Annotated in this window: 14 protein-coding genes and 1 pseudogene; 7 read left to right on the plus strand and 8 right to left on the minus strand. The window is 70.5% G+C overall.

All coding sequences use genetic code 11. The annotated features are described in order from the left end of the window. Window positions 1-8 precede the first annotated feature (8 nt). Window positions 9-1,469 (plus strand): Asp-tRNA(Asn)/Glu-tRNA(Gln) amidotransferase subunit GatA, encoded by a 1,461-nt coding sequence (gatA, locus tag ACLV7J_RS01375; RefSeq protein ID WP_411867333.1) that lies wholly within the window; start codon window positions 9-11, stop codon window positions 1,467-1,469. Between the two features lie 118 nt (window positions 1,470-1,587). After that, the gene (locus ACLV7J_RS01380; RefSeq protein WP_411867334.1) at window positions 1,588-5,130 is read left to right on the plus strand and encodes a DNA polymerase III subunit alpha; all 3,543 of its coding nucleotides are present in this window, start codon (window positions 1,588-1,590) and stop codon (window positions 5,128-5,130) included. Here the strand turns inward: ACLV7J_RS01380 and ACLV7J_RS01385 are convergent. The 3 genes and pseudogenes from ACLV7J_RS01385 to ruvA form a co-directional block, all read right to left on the minus strand. Beyond that, window positions 5,105-5,425, minus strand: a pseudogene (locus ACLV7J_RS01385) (PAM68 family protein); the annotation flags it as partial. The gene ACLV7J_RS01380 and the pseudogene ACLV7J_RS01385 overlap by 26 nt on opposite strands. Window positions 5,426-5,640: 215 nt before the next feature. Then, complete coding sequence (gene rpsO, locus ACLV7J_RS01390) at window positions 5,641-5,910, minus strand: 30S ribosomal protein S15 (RefSeq protein WP_094589470.1); 270 nt, start codon at window positions 5,908-5,910, stop codon at window positions 5,641-5,643. Between the two features lie 74 nt (window positions 5,911-5,984). After that, complete coding sequence (gene ruvA, locus ACLV7J_RS01395) at window positions 5,985-6,647, minus strand: Holliday junction branch migration protein RuvA (protein WP_411867335.1); 663 nt, start codon at window positions 6,645-6,647, stop codon at window positions 5,985-5,987. 30 nt (window positions 6,648-6,677) lie between these two features. Between ruvA and ACLV7J_RS01400 the strand changes: the two genes are divergently transcribed. Next, window positions 6,678-7,166, plus strand: coding sequence for a hypothetical protein (locus tag ACLV7J_RS01400; protein ID WP_411867336.1), 489 nt, complete (start codon window positions 6,678-6,680; stop codon window positions 7,164-7,166). Here the strand turns inward: ACLV7J_RS01400 and ACLV7J_RS01405 are convergent. Next, window positions 7,126-8,034: a DMT family transporter gene (locus ACLV7J_RS01405; protein WP_411867337.1), complete on the minus strand. Its 909-nt coding sequence runs from the start codon at window positions 8,032-8,034 to the stop codon at window positions 7,126-7,128. The two genes, ACLV7J_RS01400 and ACLV7J_RS01405, sit on opposite strands and share 41 nt — an antisense overlap. After that, window positions 8,031-10,283 (minus strand): mechanosensitive ion channel family protein, encoded by a 2,253-nt coding sequence (locus tag ACLV7J_RS01410; RefSeq protein ID WP_411867338.1) that lies wholly within the window; start codon window positions 10,281-10,283, stop codon window positions 8,031-8,033. Before ACLV7J_RS01410 ends, ACLV7J_RS01405 begins: the two co-directional genes overlap by 4 nt. A gap of 104 nt (window positions 10,284-10,387) precedes the next feature. On the opposite strand from ACLV7J_RS01410, the gene dnaG reads away from it, so the two are divergent. The 4 genes from dnaG to ACLV7J_RS01430 all read left to right on the plus strand — a co-directional run bounded on the left by dnaG (window position 10,388) and on the right by ACLV7J_RS01430 (window position 20,194). Beyond that, on the plus strand, window positions 10,388-12,529 hold the full coding sequence (dnaG, locus tag ACLV7J_RS01415) for a DNA primase (RefSeq protein ID WP_411867339.1): 2,142 nt from the start codon (window positions 10,388-10,390) through the stop codon (window positions 12,527-12,529). Between the two features lie 131 nt (window positions 12,530-12,660). Further along, entirely contained in the window at window positions 12,661-13,824 is a 1,164-nt protein-coding gene (locus ACLV7J_RS01420; protein WP_411867340.1) for a two-component system response regulator, read from the plus strand. 14 nt (window positions 13,825-13,838) lie between these two features. Next, on the plus strand, window positions 13,839-15,212 hold the full coding sequence (locus ACLV7J_RS01425; RefSeq protein ID WP_411867341.1) for a GAF domain-containing protein: 1,374 nt from the start codon (window positions 13,839-13,841) through the stop codon (window positions 15,210-15,212). Continuing rightward, window positions 15,209-20,194 carry a PAS domain S-box protein gene (locus ACLV7J_RS01430; RefSeq protein WP_411867342.1) on the plus strand — a complete coding sequence of 1,662 codons (4,986 nt, stop codon included), beginning with the start codon at window positions 15,209-15,211 and terminating at the stop codon, window positions 20,192-20,194. Before ACLV7J_RS01425 ends, ACLV7J_RS01430 begins: the two co-directional genes overlap by 4 nt. Here the strand turns inward: ACLV7J_RS01430 and ACLV7J_RS01435 are convergent. The 3 genes from ACLV7J_RS01435 to ACLV7J_RS01445 all read right to left on the minus strand — a co-directional run bounded on the left by ACLV7J_RS01435 (window position 20,191) and on the right by ACLV7J_RS01445 (window position 24,731). Beyond that, window positions 20,191-21,519, minus strand: coding sequence for a Y-family DNA polymerase (locus ACLV7J_RS01435; protein ID WP_411867343.1), 1,329 nt, complete (start codon window positions 21,517-21,519; stop codon window positions 20,191-20,193). The genes ACLV7J_RS01430 and ACLV7J_RS01435 overlap by 4 nt on opposite strands. Window positions 21,520-21,642: 123 nt before the next feature. Further along, window positions 21,643-23,148, minus strand: coding sequence for a diguanylate cyclase (locus ACLV7J_RS01440; protein ID WP_411867344.1), 1,506 nt, complete (start codon window positions 23,146-23,148; stop codon window positions 21,643-21,645). Continuing rightward, the gene (locus tag ACLV7J_RS01445; protein WP_411867345.1) at window positions 23,145-24,731 is read right to left on the minus strand and encodes an HD domain-containing phosphohydrolase; all 1,587 of its coding nucleotides are present in this window, start codon (window positions 24,729-24,731) and stop codon (window positions 23,145-23,147) included. The genes ACLV7J_RS01440 and ACLV7J_RS01445 overlap by 4 nt, the downstream gene beginning before the upstream one ends. Between the last annotated feature and the right edge of the window lie 31 nt (window positions 24,732-24,762).

The following is a 24,762-nucleotide window of genomic DNA, read 5'->3' on the forward strand; positions in this document are numbered from 1 at the left end:
GAAGGTTGATGGGGATCGCCGAATGGCGCGGGCAGTTCCAGCGCGGTGAGGTGTCCGCCCGGGAGCTCACCGACCAGCACCTGAGCCGCATCGAGGCCGTGGAGCCCACGGTCCATGCCTACCTGGAGGTGACCGCCGAGCGGGCCCGCGCCGATGCCGATCGCATCGATGCCGCCCGGGCCGCCGGCGAGGAGCTCCCGCCCCTGGCCGGTGTGCCCCTGGCGATCAAGGACAACCTCTGCACCGCCGGCATCCGCACCACCTGCTCCAGCCGCATGCTGGAGACCTTCGTGCCCCCCTACGAGTCCACGGTCACCGAGCGGCTCTGGGGCGCCGGCGCCGTGCTGCTCGGCAAGACCAACCTCGACGAGTTCGCCATGGGCAGCTCGACCGAGACCTCCTACTTCGGCCCCAGCCGCAACCCCTGGAACCCCGAGCGGGTGCCGGGTGGCAGCTCCGGCGGCAGCTCCGCCGCCGTGGCCGCCGGCGAGTGCGTCGCCGCCCTCGGGTCCGACACCGGCGGCTCGATCCGCCAACCCGCCGCCTTCTGCGGCGTGGTGGGCCTCAAGCCCACCTACGGCCGCGTCAGCCGCTACGGCCTGGTGGCCTTCGCCAGCTCCCTCGACCAGGTGGGCCCCTTCACCACCAGCGTGGCCGATGCCGCCGAGCTGCTGCAGGTGATCGCCGGCGCCGACCCCCGCGATGCCACCTGCCTCAAGGCCCCGGTGCCCGACTACCGCGCCGCCCTGAGCCAGCCGGTGAAGGGGCTGCGGGTGGGCCTGGTGCGCGAGTGCTTCGAGGCCGACGGCCTGGCGCCGGAGGTGAAGGTCTCGGTGCTGGCCGCCGCCGCCCAGCTGGAGGCCCTCGGCTGCGAGCTGGTGGAGGTGAGCTGCCCCCGCTTCAACGACGGCATCGCCACCTACTACGTGATCGCCCCGTCGGAGGCCTCGGCCAACCTGGCCCGCTACGACGGCGTCAAGTACGGCCACCGGGCCGAGGGCGCCGGCAGCCTGGCGGAGATGACCGCCCGCAGCCGCGCCGAGGGCTTCGGCGACGAGGTGCAGCGCCGCATCCTGATCGGCACCTATGCCCTCTCGGCCGGCTACGTGGATGCCTACTACAAGAAGGCCCAGCAGGTGCGCACCCTGATCCGCCGCGACTTCGATCGCGCCTTCGAGGGCGTGGACGTGCTGCTCACCCCCACCTCCCCCACCACCGCCTTCCGCTTCGGCGCCCACGCGGAGGATCCCCTGGCCATTTACCTGGCCGACCTGCTGACGATCCCCGCCAACATGGCGGGCCTGCCGGCCCTCAGCCTGCCCTGTGGCTTTGACGGCGAGGGGCTGCCCATCGGCGTGCAGCTGATCACCGGCGTGCTGCAGGAGGAGCGGCTGCTGCAGGTGGCCCACCACTACGAGCAGGCCGCCAATGTGATGGCCAGCCGTCCGGCGGCCGCCCTGGTGCCCTGAGGGCCGCACCCCAGATTTGGTGTGCCGGCCGCTGCTGGCGGCCGCTGAGGCCCTGAATCTTGCGGTGGCCCCTTAGCCTGGGGCCCTGGGCAGCCGCCCGCCGCATCGCCCTCCCGCCTTGGCCTTCGTCCCCCTCCACAACCACAGCGACTACAGCCTCCTGGATGGGGCCAGTCAGCTGCCGGCGATGGTGAAGCGGGCCGAGGAGCTGGGCTTTCCCGCCCTGGCCCTGACGGACCACGGCGTGATGTACGGCGCCATCGAGCTCCTGAAGCTGTGCAAGGGCACGGCCGTGAAGCCGATCATCGGCAACGAGATGTATGTGATCAACGGCTCGCTCGATGATCCCAACCCTCCCAAGAAAGAACGCCGCTACCACCTGGTGGTGCTCGCCAAGAATGCGGTGGGCTACCGCAACCTGGTGAAGCTCACCAGCATCAGCCACCTGCGCGGCATGCGCGGCCGGGGCATCTTCTCGCGGGCCTGCATTGACAAGCCCACCCTTGAGAAGCACAGGGAGGGGTTGATCGTGGCCACCGCCTGTCTGGGCGGTGAGATCCCCCAGGCGATCCTCAAGGACCGCCCCGATGTGGCCCGGGACGTGGCCCGCTGGTACCAGGGCGTGTTCGGCGACGACTTCTACCTGGAGATCCAGGACCACGGCTCCCCGGAGGACCGGATCGTGAACGTGGAGATGGCCCGCATCTCCCAGGAGCTGGGCATTCCGCTGATCGCCACCAACGACGCCCACTACCTCACCCGCAACGACGTGGAGGCCCACGACGCCCTGCTGTGCGTGCTCACCGGCAAGCTGGTGACCGACGAGAAGCGGTTGCGCTACACGGGCACGGAGTACATCAAGAGCGAAGCGGAGATGCTGCGCCTCTTTGCCGATCACCTGGAGCCCGAGGTGGTGGCCGAAGCCGTGGCCAACACCGCCAAGGTGGCCGAGAAGGTGGAGGACTACGACATCCTCGGCCGCTACCAGATGCCCCGCTTCCCGATCCCCGAGGGCCACACCCCGGTGAGCTATCTGCGGGAGGTGAGCGAGCAGGGCCTGCGGGCCCGGCTGGAGCTGCCCGAGGGAGCCGCCTTTGATCCCACCTACGGCGAGCGGCTGGAGTTCGAGCTGCAGGTGATGGAGCAGATGGGCTTCCCCACCTACTTCCTGGTGGTGTGGGACTACATCCGCTTCGCCCGCGAGAGCGGCATTCCGGTGGGGCCGGGGCGCGGCTCGGCGGCGGGCTCGCTGGTGGCCTATGCCCTGGGGATCACCAACATCGATCCGGTGACCAATGGCCTGTTGTTCGAGCGCTTTCTCAATCCCGAACGCAAGTCGATGCCGGACATCGACACCGACTTCTGCATCGAGCGCCGCGGCGAGGTGATCGACTACGTGACCCGCCGCTACGGCGAGGAGAAGGTGGCCCAGATCATCACTTTCAACCGCATGACCTCCAAGGCGGTGCTGAAGGACGTGGCCCGCGTGCTGGATATCCCCTATGGCGATGCCGATCGCCTGGCCAAGCTGATTCCGGTGGTGCGCGGCAAGCCCGCCAAGCTCAAGGAGATGATCGGGCCCGAGTCGCCGGCTCCGGAGTTCCGCGAGAAATACGAGAACGACCCCCAGGTGAAGCGCTGGGTCGAGATGGCGATGCGCATCGAGGGCACCAACAAGACCTTCGGGGTGCATGCCGCCGGCGTGGTGATCGCCGCTGATCCCCTCGATGAGGTGGTGCCGCTGCAGCGCAACAACGACGGCCAGGTGATCACCCAGTACTTCATGGAGGACGTGGAATCCATGGGGCTGCTGAAGATGGACTTCCTCGGCCTCAAGAACCTCACCATGATCGACAAGACCCTCGATCTGGTGGAGCAGAGCAGCGGTGTGCGGGTCGATCCCGACAGGTTGCCCCTGGACGATCCGGGCACCTTCGGCCTGCTGGCCCGGGGCGACCTGGAGGGCATCTTCCAGCTGGAATCCTCCGGCATGCGCCAGATCGTGCGCGACCTCAAGCCCTCTTCGCTCGAAGACATCTCCTCGATCCTGGCCCTCTACCGCCCGGGTCCCCTCGATGCCGGCCTGATTCCCAAATTCATCAACCGCAAGCACGGCCGCGAGGCGATCGACTTCGTGGACGCCAAGCTCGAGCCGATCCTCACCGAGACCTACGGGATCATGGTGTATCAGGAGCAGATCATGCGGATCGCCCAGGATCTGGCCGGCTATTCCCTGGGGGAAGCCGATCTGCTGCGGCGGGCCATGGGCAAGAAGAAGAAGAGCGAGATGGAGAAACACCAGAGCCTGTTCGTGCAGGGCGCCACCGAACGCGGTGTGGCCCCGAAGGTGGCCGAGGGGCTGTTCGAGCAGATGGTGCTGTTCGCCGAATACTGCTTCAACAAGAGCCACTCCACCGCCTACGGCGCGGTGACATACCAGACGGCCTACCTCAAGGCCCACTACCCGGTGGCCTACATGGCCGCCCTGCTTACGGTGAATGCCGGCGCCACCGACAAGGTGCAGCGCTACATCGCCAACGCCAATGCCATGGGCATCGAGGTGATGCCGCCGGATGTGAATGCCTCCGGCACGGATTTCACCCCCGTGGGGGAGCGGATCCTGTTTGGCCTCTCCGCCGTGCGCAACCTCGGGGATGGGGCCATCCGGGCCCTGCTCGACAACCGCCAGGCCGATGGCCCCTTCCGCTCCCTGGCGGATCTCTGTGATCGCCTCCCCGGCACCACCCTCAACCGCCGCGGTCTGGAGTCGTTGATCCACTGCGGCGCCATGGATGGCCTGGAGCCCAACGCCAACCGCGCCCAGCTGATGGCCGACCTGGACCTGATCCTCGACTGGGCCAGCTCCCGGGCCAGGGACCGGGCCAGCGGCCAGGGCAACCTGTTCGACCTGCTCGGGGGCGGAGCCCCGGCCGAGACGGACCCGTCAGCTCCAGGTGCCGCCGATCCCCTCAGCACCGCCCCCAAGGCGGCCCCGGTACCCGACTATCCCCCCACCGAAAAGCTGCGTCTGGAGAAGGAGCTGGTGGGCTTCTACCTCTCCGACCACCCGCTCAAGCAGCTCACCCGTCCGATCCGTCTGCTCTCCGCCGTGGGCCTGGGCAGCCTGGAGGAGCAGGCCGACAAGGCCCGCGTCAGCGTGGTGGGGATGGTGAGCGGGCTGCGGCCCGTCGTCACCCGCAAGGGGGACCGCATGGCGGTGCTGCAGCTCGAGGACCTCACCGGCAGCTGCGAGGCGGTGGTCTTCCCCAAGACCTACGCCCGCCTCGCCGACCACCTGATGGTGGATGCACGCCTGCTGATCTGGGCCTCGGTGGATCGCCGCGACGAGCAAGTGCAGCTGATCGTGGACGACTGCCGCGTGGTGGATGAGCTCAAGTTTCTGCTGGTGGAGCTGGCGCCGGAGGAGGCCAGCGACATCGCGGTGCAGCACAAACTGCGCGAGTGCCTCAACCAGCACCGCACCGAGCGCGATGAGGCCGGCGTGCGGGTGCCCGTCGTGGCGCTCGTGCGCCACCAGAACGAGATCCGCTACGTGCGGCTCGGCCACCAGTTCTGCGTGAACGACAGCCAGGCGGCCCTCAGCACGCTCACGGCCCAGGCCTTCCGGGCCCGGCTCAGCTCCCCGCTGGTGGCCGCTTGAAGGAGCTGCGCAGGCGGCCCACGTTCAGGCCGATCTGCTCGAGGCCCAGCAGGCTGCCCGGCGCGTCCTCCCAGCTGGCGGAGAGCACGCCGTAGCTCAGGCCCAGCAGCCCCAACAGAAAACATCCCCCCGAAGCCACCAAGGTGACGCCGGTGGGGATGTCGAGGATGGAGCGGCTCACCAGCAGGTAGCTGGCGATGAACACGCCCATCCCGAGGACACTGGGAATGCCGGTGGCGATGGCGATGCGGCGGGCCATGCGGTTGCTGACGGCCTCAGGAATGCCCTGGGAGGCGCCGCGACCAGGGGATCTCGCCGCAGCTTTACCGCCAGCCGAGGGCTTGCGCCCATCCGAAACCTTGCTGCCGCTGGCCGATGGTTTGCCACCAGCGGCTTGACTGCCGGCCGCCTGAGCACCGGAGGATCGACCGGCAGCCGGTGATCCCCCCGCCTTGGAGGGGCGGATGCCGGAGCCGGCTTTGCCCTTGCCCTTGCCGGCCATGCCCGTCCTCAGCCGCGGATGCCGAGCTTGGCGATCAGGGTGGTGTAGCGCTCCTCGCTGTTGCTGCGCAGGTAGCTGAGCAGGCGCTTGCGGCGCCCGATCATCTTCAGCAGCCCCTGGCGGGAGGAGAAGTCGTGGATGTTCTTCTGCAGGTGACCACTGAGCTGGCTGATGCGCTCGCTCAGCATCGCCACCTGCACCTCAACGGAACCGGTGTCGGTGCCGTGGGTCTGGTGGGTGTTGATCAGTTCCTGCTTCTGGATGGTGTCGAGCGACATGCGCGGCGTCTGGCCCTGACGGTGCAAACAACCAACTTACCGCCCCGTGGTCAGGCTCTCGGGGGACGCCGGATTCAGGCCGCCTGGCGGGACAGCCAGCGCAGTGATTCCCGCAGCCAGGCCTCGCCGTCCTCGGCGCCGGCCAGCCCCTGGCCGCCCACGGCCCGCAGGGCCCGGTTGATCTCCAGGGGCTCGTAGCCCAGGGCCGCCAGGGTGAGCTGCAGCTCCTCGCGGGTGGCCGCCGCCGGCAGCGCCTCGCCGTCGGCGCCGCCGGCCTCCGGATCGGCCAGGGGATCCGCCAGCTCCAGGCCGGCCCCGAAGCGCTCCTGCAGGCGGCTGCGCAGCTCCACCGACAGCCGCTCGGCGGTGCGCTTGCCCACCCCCGGCGCCCTGGCCAGCAGCCGCAGGTCGGCCTGCACGATCGCCCGCACCAGCTCCTCGGTGGCCAGGGTGGCCAGCAGCCCCAGGGCCATCTGGGGCCCCACGCCGCTCACGGCCACCAGCTCGCGGAACAGGTCACGCTCGTGGCGCTCGCCGAAGCCGTAGAGGGTCCAGCCGTCCTCCCGGATCGCCTGGTGCACGAACAGACTGAGCTCCGCCTCCCGATCCGGCAGCCGCTCCCACTGGCGGCGGCTCACCTGCACCTCGTAGCCCACCCCGTGGCAGACGAGCAGCAGCCCGCAGCGGTTGGCCTGCTGCCAGCGCTCGGCCAGTCGCCCTTGCAGCCAGCCGATCATGGAGGTCCGTCCACCCGTTGCCTGCGCCCCATGCTGCCCGGTCCGCCCCGTCCTCGGTCCGCCCGATCCCAGTTCCGCGGGCGTCCGCTGGCGGGGCTCTGGGCCCTGCTGCTGGCGGCCGTGCTGGGCCTGGGGCTGGGCGGCTGCAGCAGCGGCATCGGCCAGCCGCCCCACGGGGTGCTGCTCTCGGCCCTGGCGCTGCAGATCGAGCTCACCCAGCGGGACATCGCCTCGGCCCTCAGCCTGGAGGCCGGCGGCGGCCCCAGCGTCAGCCGGGTGCGGGTGGAGGCCCAGGAGCCGCTGACCATCGGCGACACACCGGGGCTGCACCTGAGCGGCCGCTTCGACTGGCGCCTGCCGGGCGATCCGATCCGGGTCGACAGCCCGTTCGAGCTCTACCTGCAGCGGGGCGAACGGGGCCAGAGCTGGCGCCTGGCCCGCCCCACGGGCAGTGGCGACGGCAGCCGCCAGGACTGGATCACTGACCCGCTGCCGCTGCGGGGCGAGGCCGCAGGCTGACCAGGGTGGCGGCCAGCACCAGCGCCGCCCCGGCCACCGTCCAGCCGTCGAGGCCCTCGCCGAAGACCAGCCAGCCCCACAGTCCGGCGAAGACCACCTGCACGTAGCTGATGGCCGTGGCCTGGGCCGCCGGCAGGGCCGTGAGCCCGCGGGTGAGCGCCACCTGCCCCAGCTGGGTGAAGACCCCCACCCCCACCAGCCACAGCAGCTCCATGGGGGTGGGCAGCACCGGATCGAGGGCCACCAGCGGCAGGGTCATCGGCAGGGCCACCAGCGGGAAATAGAACACGATCACCAGCGGGTGTTCGCTGCTGCCCAGGGAGCGCACGCTCACGTAGGCCAGGGCGGTGAACAGCGCTCCGCCGATGGCGATCAGCACCGCCAGCGGCGGCAGGGCCGTGGCCCCCTGCAGCAGGCCCGCCGGCTGGGCCACCAGCAGCACGCCGATCCAGCCCAGCAGCATCGCCAGCAGCACCCGCCGGCCGATAGGTTCCCCCAGCATCAGCCAGGCCAGCAGGGCCGTGATCGTGGGGTAGAGGTATTGCAGCACCGTGGCGGAGGCCAGCGGCAGCAGGGCCAGGGCGGCGTAGACGCAGAGCAGGGCCACGGTGCCGATGGCGCCCCGCAGGATCAGCAGCCCGCGCCGCTGCCCCCAGGGATTCACGCCGGCGTGCTGCAGCAGCCACCAGCTGAGGCCCACGCTCACGATCGCCCGGGCCAGCACCACCTCGGCGGCGGGGATGCGCCCCCCCACCTGCTTGACGCACACCCCCATCAGGCTGAAGGCCAGGGCGCTGGCCAGCATGGCCAGCACCGGGGTGAGGGGACGCTCGCCGTCGGCGCCGCTGCTGGATCGGTGCACCGTCATTCCTGGCGCTGGATCTCCACCGCGGTGGGGTAGGGAATCGTGATTCCCTCGGCGGCGAAGCAGGCGAGCAGCGCCTGGTTGAGCCGGTCGATCGCGTCCTTGAACAGGGCCAGGCTGGGATGGCGGGAGTGCAGGCGGAACACGATGTCGTAGCTGAAGTCGGCGATGCCCATCAGCCGGCAGCACTGCAGCTCCAGCGCTGGATCCCGCCCCACCACCGCGGCGATCAGCTCGGGCAGCCGCCGCAGCTGATCGGCCGTGCTGTCGTAGCTCACGCCGATGTGCCGGGTGGAGAGTCGCACCTGTTCCACTAGTTCCTGTAGGCGCAGCAGCAGCGCCTCCCGCACCGCCAGATAGGCAGGCCAGTCGTTCAGGGTCACCATGGCGAAGCAGATCAGGGTGAGCTCGTCGGCATCGGTCTGCTCGATGCTCACCAGGGGCTCATGCAGATCCGACGTCCCGCCCACGTGCTGGCGTACGAGCTGCAGCAGGTCGTTCACCTGCTCCGGGGACAGTCCCTCCTCCAGGGTGAGGCGCACATCGAGGGATTGCATCGGCGCCGCGCCTGAATTGGGGCTGCGGCGGGAGTAATTCACGATCGTCTCCTCGTCGGCGATCCCGTTGGGGATCGTCACCCGGCTCTCGAGGGTCTGCAGCTCCAGCGAGCGCAGCCCGATCTTGGTCACGAAGCCCAGGTTGTCGCCGATCCGGCAGAACTCCCCCACCCGCAGGGGCCGGTCGGTCTGGATCGAGAGGCCGGCGAACAGGTTGCCCAGCAGCTTGGACGCCCCCAGACCGATGGCCAGGCCCGGCACCGCCGAGAACGCCAGCACCGTGGTGGAGGGCAGCCCCAGCGCGATCAGCAGCCGGTAGATGAGCACGAGGCCCACCAGCGCGCCGAGCACCCGGCACACCGGCATCACCAGGTTGCTCACCCGCCGCAGCTGAAGCTCCGAGCCGCCGCCCCGCAGCCGCACCAGCCATTCCGAGAGCGTGCGTCCCAGGGCCTCGAACAGATAGTAGAAGAAGAAGCTGGCGGCAATGAAATAACAGATGAAGAACAGATAGGTCACTGCCACCAGTGGGGCGCCGGTGAAGTTCACATAGTCATCGATGAACAGGTCGCTCAGGCGCGTCAGTGGCAGCACCGGCAGCGTGAGCAGCACCCGGAACCAGGCCACGTTGTCCTGATGCCAGGGGCGATTGGCTGTCCTGTCGGTGTTCTGCCAGTAGCGATAGGTGTGCAGCAGCTGGCGGAACACCGTCAGCAGCAGCCAGATGTACAGCAGCAGTGTGAGGGCAGTGGCGGCGATCTGGAAGAGCGTCTGGCCATCCACCGACACCTCGGCCAGGTTGCGCACCCCTTGGGGCAGCCTCAGGTACCACTTGGGTGGTGCCAGATAGCCCGGGGTGTAAATGAAGCCGGTGTAGAAATCCGGTGTTGCAAATGGCTGCTCCACCACCGGCTTCTGGCGGATCTCCTGGAACATGCGGCCGATCTCCGTCACCGTTCCGGCCGAGAACAGGAAGGTGACGTTGCCTTCCTTGCCCTCCACCTCGCTGCTGAGGGTGATCGACGTATTGGGGAGTGTCCAGGTTTCGCTGCTCTTGTTGCGTTGGCTGTTGATCGCCTTGAGCTCTGCCGAATCGGGAATCGTGATCGGTGTGCTGCTGTGGGTGAAGACGTAATCCAGCACCTGCTTGAGCTGGATCGCCGCCTCATCGGCCATGTCGTCGCGGATGCTGTCCGGGAACCCGCTGGCATCGAGGGCCTCGACCGCCAGCGCGAACAGCTCCTCGGCCGCCGCGATGCGCCGGCGGGCCGCCGGGCTCCAGAACCAGCCGGGATCGCGTCCGGGGTCGCCGGTGACCGCGTCGAGCTCACGCGTCACCCGGGCCATCACGGCGTAGAAATTCAGCAGGGTCTGGCGGGGGCTCTCGCCCACCACCTCGCTCAGGGGCGCATCGCTCCAGCGGGCCGCCGTGGCCAGCAACTCCGGGTAGAAGGGCTGCTCGCTGATCGGGATCAGCTGCGCCCGCGGCCCAGCGGTGGGCGTGGGCGCCGGCTGGAACCAGCCCAACCCCAGGCTGCTGGCCTGAACGCCAGTCCAGGGTCCCAGCACACTCAGCAGCACGCCCAGCAGGCCTGCCAGCAGGGCCCTGGGCCAGCGCTGCCCTGGCTCGCGCCGCCACCGCGGTGCCGGCGCCCCCTGGCCCCTCAGGTGGCCGCCCCACACGTCCCTGTCCACGACGGCCCGCTGCACTTCAGTGCCCGCATGCTGACAGTGCCTCCCGTGGGGGCACCGCCGCCCGTCCCCGTCAGAATCAGGGAGCCCCCGCCGCTGCCGCCTCCTTGAGCCTGCCCCGCCTGCACCCCCGCACGATCGAGGCCGTCAAGGAGCGGGCCGACATCGTTGACGTGGTGGGCGAGCACGTGGTGCTCAAGAAGAAGGGGCGCGAGTTCGTGGGGATCTGCCCCTTCCACGACGACAAGTCGCCGTCGATGACGGTGTCGCCGGCCAAGCAGTTCTATTACTGCTTCTCCTGCGGGGCCGGTGGCAACGCCATCAAGTTCCTGATGGAACTGCAGCGCAACAGCTTCAGCGACGTGGTGCTGGAGCTGGCGCGCAAGTATCAGCTGCCGATCGAGACCCTCGAGGGCCCCCAGCAGGAGCGGCTGCGCCAGCAGCTCTCGCGCCGCGAGAAGCTGATGAAGGCCCTGGCCCTGGCGGCCGGCTGGTTCCGCGCCCAGCTGCGCAGCCCCGAGGGGGCCGGCGCCCTGGCCTACCTCAAGCAGAACCGCGGCCTGAGCGAGGCCACGATCGAGGGCTTCGGCCTGGGCTATGCCCCCGAGCGCTGGGATGGCCTGCTCTCCCACCTGCAGCAGGTGGAGGGCCTGGCGCCGGAGCTGCTGGAGGCCGCCGGCCTGGTGGTGCCCCGCAAGGGTGGGGATGGCGTCTACGACCGCTTCCGCCACCGGGTGATGGTGCCGATCGCCGACCGCCAGGGCCGGATCATCGGCTTCGGCGGCCGCAGCCTCGATGGCGGTGAGCCGAAATACCTCAACTCCCCGGAAACGGAGGTGTTTGAGAAGGGCAAGCACCTGTTCGGCCTCGACAAGGCCAGCTCGGCCATCCGCAAGGACGACCGGGCCGTGGTGGTGGAGGGCTACTTCGACGTGATCGCCCTGCACGCCGCCGGCATCACCAATGCGGTGGCGGCCCTGGGCACGGCCCTCAGCAGCCAGCAGATCACCCAGCTCTGCCGCTGCTGCGACAGCAAGCGCCTGATCCTCAACTTCGACACGGACGGCGCCGGCGTGCGCGCCGCCCAGCGGGCCATCGGCGAGGTGGAGCAGCTGGCGCTGCAGGGCCAGCTGGAGCTGCGGGTGCTGCACCTGCCCGCCGGCAAGGACCCGGATGAGTTCCTGAAGGAGCACGGCGCCGGCGACTACCGCTCGCTGCTGGATCAGGCGCCCCTCTGGCTCGACTGGCAGATCGAGCAGGTGCTGGAGGGCCGCGACCTGGCCCGCTCCGACGACTTCCAGCAGGCGGTGAGCGCCCTGGTGGCGCTGCTGGGCAAGCTGCCCCAGAGCGCCGTGCGCTCCCGCTACCTGCAGCAGGTGGCCGAGCGCCTGTCCGGCGGCCAGGCCCGGCTGGCGATCCAGCTGGAGGACGACCTGCGCCAGCAGGTGAAGGGCCAGCGCTGGCATGGCCGCTCCCAGAAGTGGGAGCAGCCCGGCGAGGCGGGGCTCCGGGAGCGGGCCGAGGCGGAGCTGCTGCGGCTCTACCTACACTGCCCCAGCCACCGCGGCGCCATCCGCGCCGAGCTGCGGCGCCGCGAGCTCGACGACTTTGCCCTCTCCCACCACCGGCGCCTGTGGGCCGCCATCGGCTCCCTCGAGGAGGGCAACCTGGGGGCGGGCCGGCTGGAGGCGGTGAACCGGGGCCTGGATCCGGGCCACGAGCTGGGGGATCTGGACCTGCCGCGGCTGCTGGGCGAGCAGCTGGTGGTGGAGCAGAGCGAGCTGCTCAACCGGCTGACGCCGCTGCTGGAGCCCAATGAGGTGCAGCGCCTGGCCCTGGCCCAGCCGCTGCTGCAGCTGCGTGGCGCCACGGCCTCGCTGGAGCGCCAGCGCAGCCTCAAGCGCTGCCGCCACCTGCTCGATGCCTGGCGGGCCCAGAACCTGGAGACCCTGGAGCGCTGCATCGCCCGGTTGCTGCAGGAGCCCGCCGCCGCCGACGGGGCCACGGAGGCTGGCGCTGGGGGCAGTGGCGCTCTTGTGCACGCGGGGCTCGACATGGAGACGCGCATCGAGGCGATGTTCGTCGAACTCAATGGCGATGCCCTCAAGTTCCAGGAGCTCTATTACAACGAGCGCAAGCACATCACCCACCTCGATGCGCAGCGGCGCACCAGCTACGAGGAGGTGAGCCGTCCGGTGGCCGCGGGGGCCGCCGCTGCGGCCGACGGCCTGGACGCCCTCAGCGCCTGAGGGCCGGGGCCTCCCCGCGGCCGCCCGGGCGCCATCGGTGGGCGGTGATCGCTGCTGACAACCGCTGACAAAGGCTGACATCCGCGCTCACCTTCCTATGGTTTGGTTGGCTCAACGCTGTGGGACATTCCGTGACGCAGGGACTGGCCGCCGGCAATCGCCCGACGGTTCTCGCGGTTGACGACACACCGGAAAACCTCGATCTGATGTCTGGGTTGCTGCAGGATCGCTACCGGGTCAAGGTGGCGATCAACGGCGAGAAGGCCCTGCAGATCGCCCGCTCCGATGATCCCCCCGATCTGATCCTGCTCGACATCATGATGCCGGGTCTCTCCGGCTACGACGTGTGTGCGCAGCTCAAGCAGGACCCGGCCACCCGCGCGATTCCGATCATCTTCCTCACGGCCATGACGGCCACGGAGGATGAGACCAAGGGCCTGGAAATGGGGGCCGTGGATTTCATCACCAAACCCGTCAATCCACCGATCGTGCTGGCGCGGGTGGCCACCCAGCTGCAGCTCAAGGCGGCCGCCGACTTCCTGCGCGATCAGAACAGCTACCTCGAGGCCGAGGTGCAGCGCCGCGGCCAGGAACTCGCCGCCATCCAGGACGTGACCATCCAGGCGATGGCGGGCCTGGCCGAAACCCGCGACACCGACACCGGCAACCACATCCGCCGCACCCAGCACTACGTGAAGGCGCTGGCGCAGCACCTGCGCGATCACCCCCGCTTCCGCGATGCCCTCGACGACCGCACCATCGATCTGCTGTTCCGCTCGGCGCCCCTGCACGACATCGGCAAGGTGGGCATCCCCGACCGCATCCTGCTCAAGCCGGGCCGCCTCACCCCGGAGGAGTTCGCGATCATGAAGACCCACACCACCCTGGGTCGCGATGCGATCGCCACGGCCGAGCGTCAGCTCGGGCTGGAGGTGGGATTCCTGAAATACGCCAAGGAGATCGCCTACGGCCACCAGGAGAAGTGGGACGGCAGCGGCTACCCCGAGGGCCTGGCCGGCGATGCCATTCCCCTCTCGGCCCGGCTGATGGCCCTGGCCGATGTCTACGACGCCCTGATCAGCCGGCGGGTCTACAAGGAGCCGATGGACCACGCCCAGGCGCTGGACATCATTCGCCAGGGCCGTGGCAACCACTTCGACCCCGACATCGTGGACGCGTTTCTGGCCATCCACGAGCAGTTGCGGGCGATCGCGGTGCGCTTTTCGGACAGCGACGCCGACCTGCAGCACAAAGCGGAGCAGATCACCATGATGACGGGAGACCCCCAGCCCTAGGAGGGAGCTCCGCCATGCGGATCAGGGCCGCCAACGCGCTGTTCACGGTGCTGTATCTGGCCTTCGCCATCGCCGGCGGGTTTGCCTTCCAGCGCTTTGACCATGAGCGGCTGCGGGAGGCCAAGGCCTACCAGCGCCAGCGCCAGGCCAGCGATGAGCTGGCCCGCTTCCTGGCCGGTGCCACCCAGATCAGCAGCAGCGTGCAGGCCTTCACGGCCACCCGCGACTCCCAGTTCTCCCGGGCCTACTGGCAGGAGGTGGAGGTGACCCGCAGCCGCGAACAGGCCACCCAGGCCCTGCTCGACCTTGATCTCACCGACGATGAGAGCGGTCTGATCGCCGAGGCCAAGGCCCGCTCCGACTCCATGATCGGCGTGGGTGCCCAGGCGATCACGGCGGCGGAGGAGGGGGATCGGGCCCGGGCGATCCAGCTGGTGTTCGGCCCGGCCTACCAGCGCGCCCTGCAGGACGTGCTGGAGCCCACCCGGCTGCTGCGGCACATGCTGGAGACGCGCCTCAACACCGAGCTGGCCGAGGAGCGCCGACTGGCCCAGGCGTGGTGGCGCCTCTGCCTGGCCCTGGCCCTGCTCAACCTGCTGCTGGTGGTGGGTGTGCTGGTGCTGGTGTACCCGCGCTTCCTGGCCTGGCCGCTGCTGCGGCTCAACCAGCGGGTGCAGGCCCTGCTGGCGGGAGGGCAGCCCGCTCCCCTCGATCTGGGCCATGCCGCCACGGAAATCCGCGAGCTGGCCGTCTCCCTGGAGGCCTACCAGGCCATGGCCGACCAGATGGGCCGCGACCAGTGGGCCAAGGCCCAGCAGGTGCGCATCACGGCGGCCCTGCAGCGGCTCCATGATCCGGCCGCCCTGGCCCGCTGCTTCCTCGGGGAGATGGCCCCCCTGCTGGGCATCGCCTCGGCCACCTTCTACGTGCGGGATCCCGGCGCCGAGCAGCTGCATCTGGTGGGCTCCTATGCCCTGGCCGACCCGGCGGCGGTGCCGGTGCTGATCCGGTTCGGTGAGGGGCTGGTGGGGGAGGTGGCGTGCCAGGGCCAGCCCATCCAGCTGGACAACCCACCGGCCCGCTACCTGGAGATCGTGAGCGGCACCGGGGCCGCTCCGGCCGCCGTGGTGCTGGTGCTTCCCGTGGCCAGCTCGGAGCAGCTGCTGGCGGTGATCGAGCTGGCCGCCCTGCAACCGCTGGCCCCCCACCAGCAGCACCTGCTCACGGATCTGCTGCCGCTGCTGGCCCTGGCCCTGGAGGCCCTGCCGCCGGCCACGCTGCTGCCGCCGCAGCCCCAGCCCGCCACCGCCACTCCCACTGCCACCGCTACCTCAACGGCTCCTGCCACCGCCACCGCCACTCCCGCCTCCACGGCCGCGTCGTCATGAGTTCCGATCCCGCCTTCCTGCGCTCCCTGGAGCGCCGCCCGCTCAAGACCAAGCTGCTGGTGGGGTTCGGACTGGTGCTCACCGTGCCGCTGGCCCTGGGGCTGGTGAGCCTGCGCCGCATCGATCGGCTCAACCGCGACAGCCAGCGCATCTACCAGGAGTACGTGGGGGCCCTGGGCCACATCAGCGAGGCCAACCAGCTGCGGGCCTCCGTGGGCCGGGAGCTGCGCCAGATCGTGCTCGATCCGCGGCCGGAGCTGCGCCGCCAGCGGCTGCTGACCCTCGACAGGGAGCAGCGCCAGCTGACCCAGCAGCTGCAGGAGGCCCAGACCCACACCACCCTCCCGCAGCAGATCGCGGCCCTGCGCGAAGCCGAGCAGCTCGTCAACCGCTACCTGCAGTCGGTGCGCCAGGCCCTGGCGCTGGTGGAGCTTCAGACCCCCGGCCGCAACCTCAAGGCGGTGGACTTCCTGGCCAGTGATGCCTTCGACACGACCGTTGACCAGCTGGATTCCACGTTCCGGCGCATCCTCCAGATCAACCAGCAGGGGGCCCAGGAGGCCTCCGCCAACTCCACCCGGCTCCAGGCCAGCTCCTACCGGCTGATCCTGGGCCTGATGGCCGGCGGCCTCGGCCTCGGCGCCCTGGCCACCGTGGTGGTCGCCCGCTCGATCAGCCGCCCCCAGGGGCGCCTGCAGGCGGCGGTGGAACGGCTGGCCGCCGGGGAGCTGGAGCTGGAGCTGCCCAGCCGCGACGATCCCAACGAGATCGGCGCCCTCAGCCGCTCCATCGACGTGCTGCGCAGCGCCGCCCTGCAGGTGGAGGGCCAGCGCTGGCTCAAGGCCCAGCAGGCCAGCATCGCCGCCCAGCTGCAGGGCTCCACCAGCTTCGTGGAGCTGGCCCGGGCCTTCTTCACCGCCGTGGCGCCCCTGCTCGGCGTGGGCCACGGCGCCTTCTACATCTATGAGGAGGAGCAGCAGCTGCTGCGCCTGCTGCACGGCTACGCCCTGCGGGAGCGCAAGCAGCTGCGCCAGCACCTGCAGCTGGGCGAGGGTCTGGTGGGCCAGTGCGCCCTGGAGCGCCAGCCGATCCTGCTCAGCGATCCCCCCGCCGACTACGTGCGCATCGGCTCCAGCCTGGGGGAGGCGGTGCCCAAGGTGCTGGCGGTGTATCCGCTGCTGCGCAAGGAGCGCCTGCTGGCGGTGGTGGAGCTGGCCGCCTTCCGGCCCCTGGGGGAGCAGGAGCAGGCGCTGCTGGCCGAGGTGCTGCCCATCCTGGCCATGAACCTGGAGATCATCGAGCGCAGCTCCCGCACCGCCCGCCTGCTGGAGCGCTCCCAGAAGCAGGCCGAGGCGATGGAACGCCAGGCCGGCACCCTCAAGGAGCAGGCCGAGGCGCTGGAGCAGCAGCAGCAGGCCCTGCGGGCCACCGAGGCCTGGTACCGCAGCATCATCGAGTCGGCCCCCGACGGCATGCTCGTGAGCGATGCCCACGGGCGGGTGACCCTGGCCAACCCCCAGGCCGAGGCGATGTTCGGCGCCGCCGCCGGTGGCCTGCAGGAGCAGTCGCTGCTGCAGCTGGTGGCCGACCGCCAGCGGCCCGAGCTGCAGGCCCTGCTCGATCAGACCGGGCTCCGCCCCCGGGCCGATCGCCCGCAGCCGTCGCCGGAGCCGGTGCTCACCAGCGAACTGATCGGGGTGCGCCCCGATGGCAGCTCATTCCCCTTCGAGATCGGCCTCTCACGCCTGCCGGATCTCGGCCCCCAGGGTGGCAGCCTCTGCGTGGCCCTGCGCGACATCAGCCAGCGCCGCGCCCAGGAGCAGGCGATCCAGGAGCTGATGAACCAGCAGGAGGCGATCTTCCAGAGCGCTCCCAACGGCATCCTCTACTCCGCCGCCGGCACCCTGATCCGCGCCAACCAGCGCATCGCCGAATACCTGGGCTATGAGCCCGAGGAGCTGATCGGCCAGCCGACCCTGATCCTGCACAACAGTGCGGAGGACCATGCCGCCTTCCGGGCCGTGATGTACCCCCCCCTGATGCAGGGGGGCATCGCCTCCACCGAGTGGGTGTATCGCCGCAAGGACGGCTCCCCGTTCCAGGCCGCGGTGTCGGCCCGGGCCCTGAAGATCGAGGGGGACCAGGTGACGGCGGTGTGGATCCTCGAGGACATCGCCGAGCGCAAGGCCGCCGAGGAGAAGGTGAATGCCTACTTCAACAGCTCCAACGACGGGCTGCTGGTGCTGGATCCCGCGCGCGGCGGCTGGTTGCACGCCAACGGCCGGGCCGTGGAACTGTTCGGTTTCGCCTCGATCGAGGAGCTGCTCAAGACCGGCCCCGCTGAGCTCTCCCCCGAGGTTCAGGAGAACGGCCGGCTCACCAGCGAACTGGCTCCGGAGATCATCGCCGCCACCCTGGAGCAGCACCTGACCAATCGCTTCGAGTGGATCCACCGCCGCTGCGACGGCACCCTCTTCCCCTGCGAGATCACCCTGGTGCCGATCACCCTGGCCGGCAAGCCGGTGCTGATGACGACGATCCGCGACATCACCGAGCGCAAGCAGGCCGAGCGGGAGCTGCGCCAGGCGATGGCGCTGGCGGAGGAGGCCACCAGGGCCAAGAGCGACTTCCTGGCCAACATGAGCCATGAAATCCGCACGCCGATGAACGCGATCATCGGCATGACCCACCTGGCCCTGCAGACCGAGCTCAACAGCAAGCAGCGCAACTACGTGGTGAAGGTGCAGCGGGCGGCCGAGAATCTGCTCGGGATCATCAACGACATCCTCGACTTCTCCAAGATCGAGGCCGGCAAGCTGGCCATGGAGGTGATCGACTTCCGCCTGGAAGACGTGCTCGACCACCTGGCCAGCCTGGTGGGCATGAAGGCCGCCGACAAGGGCATCGAGCTGCTGTTCGACGAGGCGACGGATGTGCCCAGCGCCCTGCGTGGCGATCCGCTGCGCCTGGGCCAGGTGCTGATCAACCTGGGCAACAACGCCGTGAAGTTCACCGACCGCGGCGAGATCATCGTGGGCGTGGAGGTGGTGCGCCAGCCGGCCGAGGCTGCGCTGCCGGCGGCCGATGGCCAGGCCCCGGACGAGGTGGAGCTGCACTTCTGGGTGAAGGATTCCGGCATCGGCATGAGTGAGGAGCAGTGCTCGCGGCTGTTCCAGTCGTTCAGCCAGGCCGATTCCTCCACCACGCGCAAGTACGGCGGCACGGGCCTGGGCCTGGCGATCTCCAAGAACCTGGTGGAGCAGATGCACGGCCGCATCTGGGTGGCGAGCACGCCGGGCCAGGGCTCCACCTTCCACTTCCACGCCCGCTTCGCCCTGCAGCAGAATCCCCAGCCCCGGCGCATGTTCAGCGCCCAGGAACTGCAGGGCCTGCGGGTGCTGGTGGCGGACGACAACGCCGCCGCCCGCGAGATCCTCTCGGCGATGTGCAGTGGCTTCGGGCTCGCGGTGGAGCTGGCCATCGATGGGGAACAGGCCGCCAGGCAGGTGGTGGAGGCCGAAGCGAACGGCCAGCCCTTTGATCTGGTGCTGATGGACTGGAAGATGCCGGTGCGCGATGGCATCGACGCGGCCTTCGCGATCGAGCAGGCCAGCCTCAGCCGCATCCCCAAGATCATCCTGATCACTGCCTTCGGCCGCGATGACGCCATCGAGCTGGCCAGCCAGCGCGGTGCGGTGTTCAGCTCCGTGCTCACCAAGCCCACCACCCCCTCCTCGCTGCTGGAGGCGATCGGCGAGGCCCTCGACCGCGGCACCCTGCTGGAACGCCGCGCCACGCCGCGCGTGGATCCGGTGGTGGAACTCACGGCCCAGCTGCGCGGCGCCCGCCTGCTGCTGGTGGAGGACAACGAGATGAACCAGGAGCTGGCCCTGGAGCTGTTGCGCAACGCGGGGATGGAGGTGGTGCTGGCCCAGCACGGCCAGGAGGCCCTCGACATCCTGGGCCGCGATGCCCGCTTCGACGCGGTGCTGATGGACTGCCAGATGCCGGTGATGGATGGCTACACCGCCACCCGTGCCCTCCGCGCCAATCCCGCCCTGGCGGACCTGCCGGTGATCGCCATGACGGCCAACGCCATGGCCGGCGACCGGGAGAAGGTGCTGGAGGCCGGCATGGTGGATCACATCGCCAAGCCCCTCGACGTGGCGGCGATGTTCGCCACCATCGCCCGCTGGATCCGGCCCCGGCCGCTGGAGGCGTCGGCGACGGCGGCCCCCGCCGAGGTGCCGGTGCTGCCCCAGGCCACGCCCCGGCCGTCCGCCAGCGGCGAGCTGCCGGAGCTGCCGGGCATCGACACGCGCGTCGGCCTGGCCGGCACCAACCACAACCCGGCCCTCTACCGCAAGCTGCTGCTGAAGTTCCGCACCGCCGCTGCCCACTTCGCTGCCGACTTTGCGGCGGCCCTCCAGGCGGCCCGCCACGGCGAGGACCCCGACACCCCGATGCGCCTGGCCCACACCCTCAAGGGCACCGCCGGCACGATCGGCGCCGCCGCGGTGCAGCAGGCCGCCGCCCAGCTGGAGCTGGCCTGCCGTTCGGCCGGCCCCGCGCCCCAGGGCGACGGCCAGTTCGCGGCGGAGCTCGCCGCCGTGGTGGCCGCCCTGGCGCCCGTGCTCGATGGCCTCGAGCGCCTGCTGCCCGAGGCGGCCGCCGCCGCAGCAACAGGAACGGGGGCCGATGCGCCTGGGGCGGCGACCACGGCGCCCGGGGCAGACAGTCTGCCCGCCGATCTGGAGCCCCGCTTGGAGGCGATCCGCGCCCTGCTGCGCGACAGCGACGGCAGCGCCAACGACGCCCTGACGGAGCTGGCCGACCAGCTGGCCGGCACCACCTGGGCCCCGCCGCTGCAGCGGGCCCTGCGGGCCGCCACCGGCTACGACTACGACGCCGCCCTGGCCGCCCTCGACCCCCACGCCGCCGCCCCGGCCGCCGCAGCGGCGTCCGCTGCCCCCTCGGCCTAGCGCGCCCAGACCGTGGGGATGTCGCTGAGGCGGGTGGTGGCCGCCCGCGACAGCCGGTCGCGGCGCATGGCCCAGGCCGGCCGCAGACCGCAGGCGGCCCAGCCCACGGTGCCGCTGCCGTAGCGGCGGTTGAGACCATCGACCGTGGCCATCAGCGCCTCGCGGCGCCGCTGCTGCTCCGGTGGCAGCGGCGCCAGCAGGTGGTGCTGCAGCTGGTCGTCGGGCTGGAGCTCCTGCAGCAGCACGCCCGCCTTCTGGAAGCGGCGCTGGGGGCGGAAGATCCGCTCCACCAGCGGCAGGGCCGCCGCCAGCAGCACGGCGGTGTCGTTGCTGGCCAGCGGCAGGCTGAGGCTGGCGGCCTTGGCGTAGAAATCGCCGCTGAACGGACTGGTGCGGGCGAACACCGTCAGGTGGCCGGCTTGCTGGCGCTGGCAGCGCAGCTTCTCGGCGGCCCGCACCACGTAGCTGGCCACGGCCTGGCGCAGGGGCTCCAGCTCGCTGATCGGCTGGCCGAAGCTGCGGCTCACGCAGGTCTCGCGCTTGGGGCTCGGGGCCGCCACGAGCGGCAGGCAGGCCCGGCCGCGCAGTTCCTGCTGCAGCCGCAGGCCCACCACCCCCGCCTTCGCCTTCAGCTCGCCGCTGGCCATGTCGCGCAGGGCCCGGGCATCGGCCACGCCCCGCAGGCGGCACCAGCGGGCCAGCCGGCGGCCGATGCCCCACACCTCCTCGATCGGCACGGCCTCCAGCCACGGGTCCGGGTCGTCTGCGGCCCCCAGGTCGAACACGCCGCCGTGGCTGGGATCGCCCTTGGCCAGCCGATTGGCGAGCTTGGCGAGCACCTTGGTGGGGGCGATGCCGATGGCCACCGGCAGCCCCAGCTCCTGCAGCAGGCGGGCCCGCAGCGCCCGGGCCCAGGGCCCCAGATCGCCGCCGGCGGGGCGGGGCAGCCGCCCGAAGGCCTCATCGATCGAGTAGATCTCCAGCTCGGCCAGCCAGGGCTCGAGGCTGGCCATCAGCCGGGCGCTCATGTCGCCGTAGAGGGCGTAGTTGGAGCTGCGCACCACCACGCCGTGGCGCTCGATCAGCGCCCGCACCTGGAAGTAGGGCTTGCCCATCGGCAGGCCCAGGGCGCGGGCCTCGGCGCTGCGGGCCACCACGCAGCCGTCGTTGTTGGACAGCACCACCAGGGGGCGGCCCATCAGGGCCGGATCGAGGGCCTGCTCGCAGGAGGCATAGAAGTTGTTGGCGTCGATCAGCACGGTGGCCTCCGGGGCCCGGCCTGGGCCCGTGCCAGCGGCCCGATCGCGTCCAGGAGGGTTTGCCAAGGCTCGGACGCGCCGCCACCGGAATTCCTGGATAGTAGATCTGTACTGGCTGTTTTGCCTCGGGTTGGCTGCCGCTGCCGCTGCCGGCGGCCTGCGGGGCTCGTGCTGCGTTGCCCACCGCTCTCAGCCCACCATCACCCGATTGCGCCCGGCCTGCTTGGCGCGGTAAAGCTCATCATCCACCCGTCGGAACCAGGATTCCGCCGACTCCAGCGGCCGCCGCTGCACCACCCCGAAGCTGGCCGTCACCGTGCCCACGCCCTCGATGGGGGTCCCGGCCACCAGCCCCCGCAGTTTCTCTGCCAGCTGGTGCGCTTCCTTGTCAGTGCTGTGGGGCATCAGCACCAGGAACTCCTCGCCGCCCCAGCGGCCCAGGCCATCGCTCTCGCGCAGCTGGGCCCGCACCCGCCCGGCCAGCTCCACCAGCACCCGATCCCCCGCCGCATGGCCGAAGCGGTCGTTGATCGCTTTGAAGTGGTCGATGTCGAACAGCACCAGGGAGAGCTCGTCGCCGTAGCGGTCGGCGCGATCGAGCTCGCTGCGCACCAGCTCATCCAGCTGGCGCCGGTTCCAGAGGCCGGTGAGGGGATCGGTGTGGGCCAGCCAGGCCAGCTTGTGGTGATGGCCGTCGGTGAGCCGGAACACCAGCAGCAGGGCCAGGATCAGGGTGAGCAGCGCCGTCACGCTGATCTGCAGCAGCGACGACCACAGGGGCCCCGAGGGCACGCGAACGGGCTGGCTCACCACCAGGGTCCAGTTCAGTTCGGGAATGCGCTTGGTGCGCACATAGATCATCTCCCCGCCCTGCCGGAACTGGAAGGCATTCGTGGCTTGGTCGCGGAGGCCGTCGCGCAGGCGCTGCTGGCCGATGGCCCGCTGGAGCAGCGGCGGCGGCGGGGCAGGCCCGCGTCGGGGGCTCAACAGGATGCGGCCCCGATCGTCCAGGAACATCACCTGAATCCCGTTGGTGCGCTCGGCCTGCTGAATCCGCCGGGTCAGCTGGCTGGTGGAGCGTCCGAGGCCCACGGCTCCCAGGAAACGGCCGTCATCCCCCAGCAGCTTGTAATTCACGAACACCGTGGTGCGGCTCGGATCGGCGGTGTCGCGATCGAGATTCACCTCGTAGGGGGAGGAGCTGGCGCGCAGCCGGAAGAACCAGGCGTCCTGGGCGCTGCCCGGTGACACCGTCTTGAGGACGCCGGTGGGGTGGTAGTAGCGCCGCGAGGCGTCGGACACGAAGAAGGTGGTGGTGGCCCCGTGCTCGGCCTGCACCCGGCTCAGGTGGCGCCGCACGGCGGCCTCGGGCTGCTCGCCCTGGTTCACCCAGTCGATCAGCAGGGTGTTGGCCGCCATGCCGGAGGCGAACAGGATTGGCTCCACGAAGTCGTGCTGGAGGTCGGCGGAGAGGGCGTCCAGGGTGAGGGGCAGGGTGGATTCCACCACCTGGCGGCGGGCTGCCGTGAGGGCGTTGGCATAGGTGAACAGGGCCACCGCACCGAAGCCCAGGGTGAGGATCACGCTCAGCTGCACCGAGAGCCACCAGCGGTCCCGGGCGAGGCTGTCCTGCGGCTGCCGGCGGCGCCAGCGGCTCCGCAGCCGCGGGCCGATTGATGGGAGGGTCGCGCTCAAGACGCTGGTCCCTGCGGGATCGCCGCCACCGGGGTCCGCTGCCCCTGGGGCCCGGAGCTCTGGCTGTCGGGCGTGGCCTCGAAGATCTGCCGGAACTGCTCACTCACCTTGAGGAATTCCTCCACCAGGGAGGGATCGAACTTGGTGCCCGCCAGGGCCACGACGGTGTCGACCACCTCGCCATGGGGCAGCGCCTCCTTGTAGCAGCGCTTGGAGGCCAGGCCGTCGTAGACGTCGAGGATGGCCATGATCCGGGCCACCAGCGGAATGCTCTCGCCGCTCAGGCCCTGGGGATAGCCGCTGCCATCCCAGTTTTCGTGGTGGGAGAGGGCCAGATCCTTGGCCATCTCGAACACCCGCCTGTCGTGAATGTCGATGTCCTGGCTGAGGAGATCGAGGATATTGAACCCGATCTGGGGATGCAGCTGCATCGTGGCCTGCTCCTCGGCCGTCAGCCTGTCGGGTTTCTTGAGGATCGCGTCCGGGATGCCCACCTTGCCGATGTCGTGCAGGGGAACGGCCATGGTGAGGGCGTCCAGATCGGCGTCGCTGATCGGCAGACCCTCCGCCTGCAGCTGGCGACCGATTACCTCAGCGTAGCGGGCGCAGCGCTCCAGATGGGCGCCGGTCTCGTCGTGGTGGGTGCTGGCCACGATGGCCATCGCCTTCACGGTGGCGTGGCGCAGGCGGCGGGCATCCCGCAGGGCCCGAAACCGCGAGCGGTTGCCGTTGAGCAGGGCCAGGGTGCCGCCGCCCGTGACCACCAGCCCCAGCAGGCCCACGAGTGCCTCCTCCCCCCAGCGCTCCAGGGCCGGGCGTGCCCGGGTGGCGGCGATGGTCAGCTGTCCCCCCGGCAGGGGCAGGCTGAGGCGGCTGCCCGCCCCCGACCGGGCCAGGGCCGCGAAGCCCGGGCTCTCCTGCACCCTGCCGCTGGAGTCGACCACCCGCAGCTGGCTGTCGAAGCCGCCGGCGCGGGCGTTCTCCCCCAGGTCGGCGGTGAGGGCCTCCCAGTCGAGCAGGATCCCCGAGAACCCCCAGAAGCGCTGGCTGCCCGCCAGGAAGATCGGGGTGCGGATCACCAGGCCCTGGCCCCCCTGCACCAGGGGAAACGGCCCCTGGGACACGCTGGTGCGGCGCTGCAAAGCCAGCTGGCTCGTGCGGCGATTGGTGGGGCTGGTGAGCAGGTTCAGACCGATCTGGGGCCCGCCCTGGTAGGGGTACTGGGCCGCGATGCTGCCGCCGGGCGAGAGCTGCAGGGCCAGCACGTCGCGCTGCTGGTTCAGTGCCTGTTCGGCGAAGCGGTAGAAGCCGTCGATCGTGAGCCGGGGGTTGAGCACGATCGAGGCCGCCAGCGATTCGGAGATCACCTGGGCGGCGATGAAGCGGGGCTGGAGGCCGGAGGCCTGGCGCCGCAGCCAGGCCTCCGCCTCGCGCCGGTCGCTGCGCTCCCGGTTCTGGCGGAACCCCTGCCAGCAGGCCAGGCCGCCGATCAGCCCCAGCCCCAGGGCGAGGCCGAGGCCCGAGCTGAGCCCGGCGCCGGTGAGGCGGCGCCAGATGCGGCTGGTGGGTGGAGCGAAGTGCATCGGCATCCTGCGGGCACTGGCGCGGGTCCGG

This window comes from Vulcanococcus limneticus LL (assembly GCF_943369875.1).
Lineage (GTDB): Bacteria > Cyanobacteriota > Cyanobacteriia > PCC-6307 > Cyanobiaceae > Vulcanococcus > Vulcanococcus limneticus_A.

Excerpts from the sequence above, each read along its gene's own strand:
- ACLV7J_RS01400 (WP_411867336.1), top strand. The coding sequence starts at position 6,678 with ATGCTGCCCGGTCCGCCCCGTCCTCGGTCCGCCCGATCCCAGTTCCGC.
- gatA (WP_411867333.1), top strand. The coding sequence starts at position 9 with ATGGGGATCGCCGAATGGCGCGGGCAGTTCCAGCGCGGTGAGGTGTCC.
- rpsO (WP_094589470.1), bottom strand. The coding sequence starts at position 5,910 with ATGTCGCTCGACACCATCCAGAAGCAGGAACTGATCAACACCCACCAG.
- ACLV7J_RS01445 (WP_411867345.1), bottom strand. The coding sequence starts at position 24,731 with ATGCACTTCGCTCCACCCACCAGCCGCATCTGGCGCCGCCTCACCGGC.
- ACLV7J_RS01425 (WP_411867341.1), top strand. The coding sequence starts at position 13,839 with ATGCGGATCAGGGCCGCCAACGCGCTGTTCACGGTGCTGTATCTGGCC.
- ACLV7J_RS01430 (WP_411867342.1), top strand. The coding sequence starts at position 15,209 with ATGAGTTCCGATCCCGCCTTCCTGCGCTCCCTGGAGCGCCGCCCGCTC.
- ruvA (WP_411867335.1), bottom strand. The coding sequence starts at position 6,647 with ATGATCGGCTGGCTGCAAGGGCGACTGGCCGAGCGCTGGCAGCAGGCC.
- ACLV7J_RS01405 (WP_411867337.1), bottom strand. The coding sequence starts at position 8,034 with ATGACGGTGCACCGATCCAGCAGCGGCGCCGACGGCGAGCGTCCCCTC.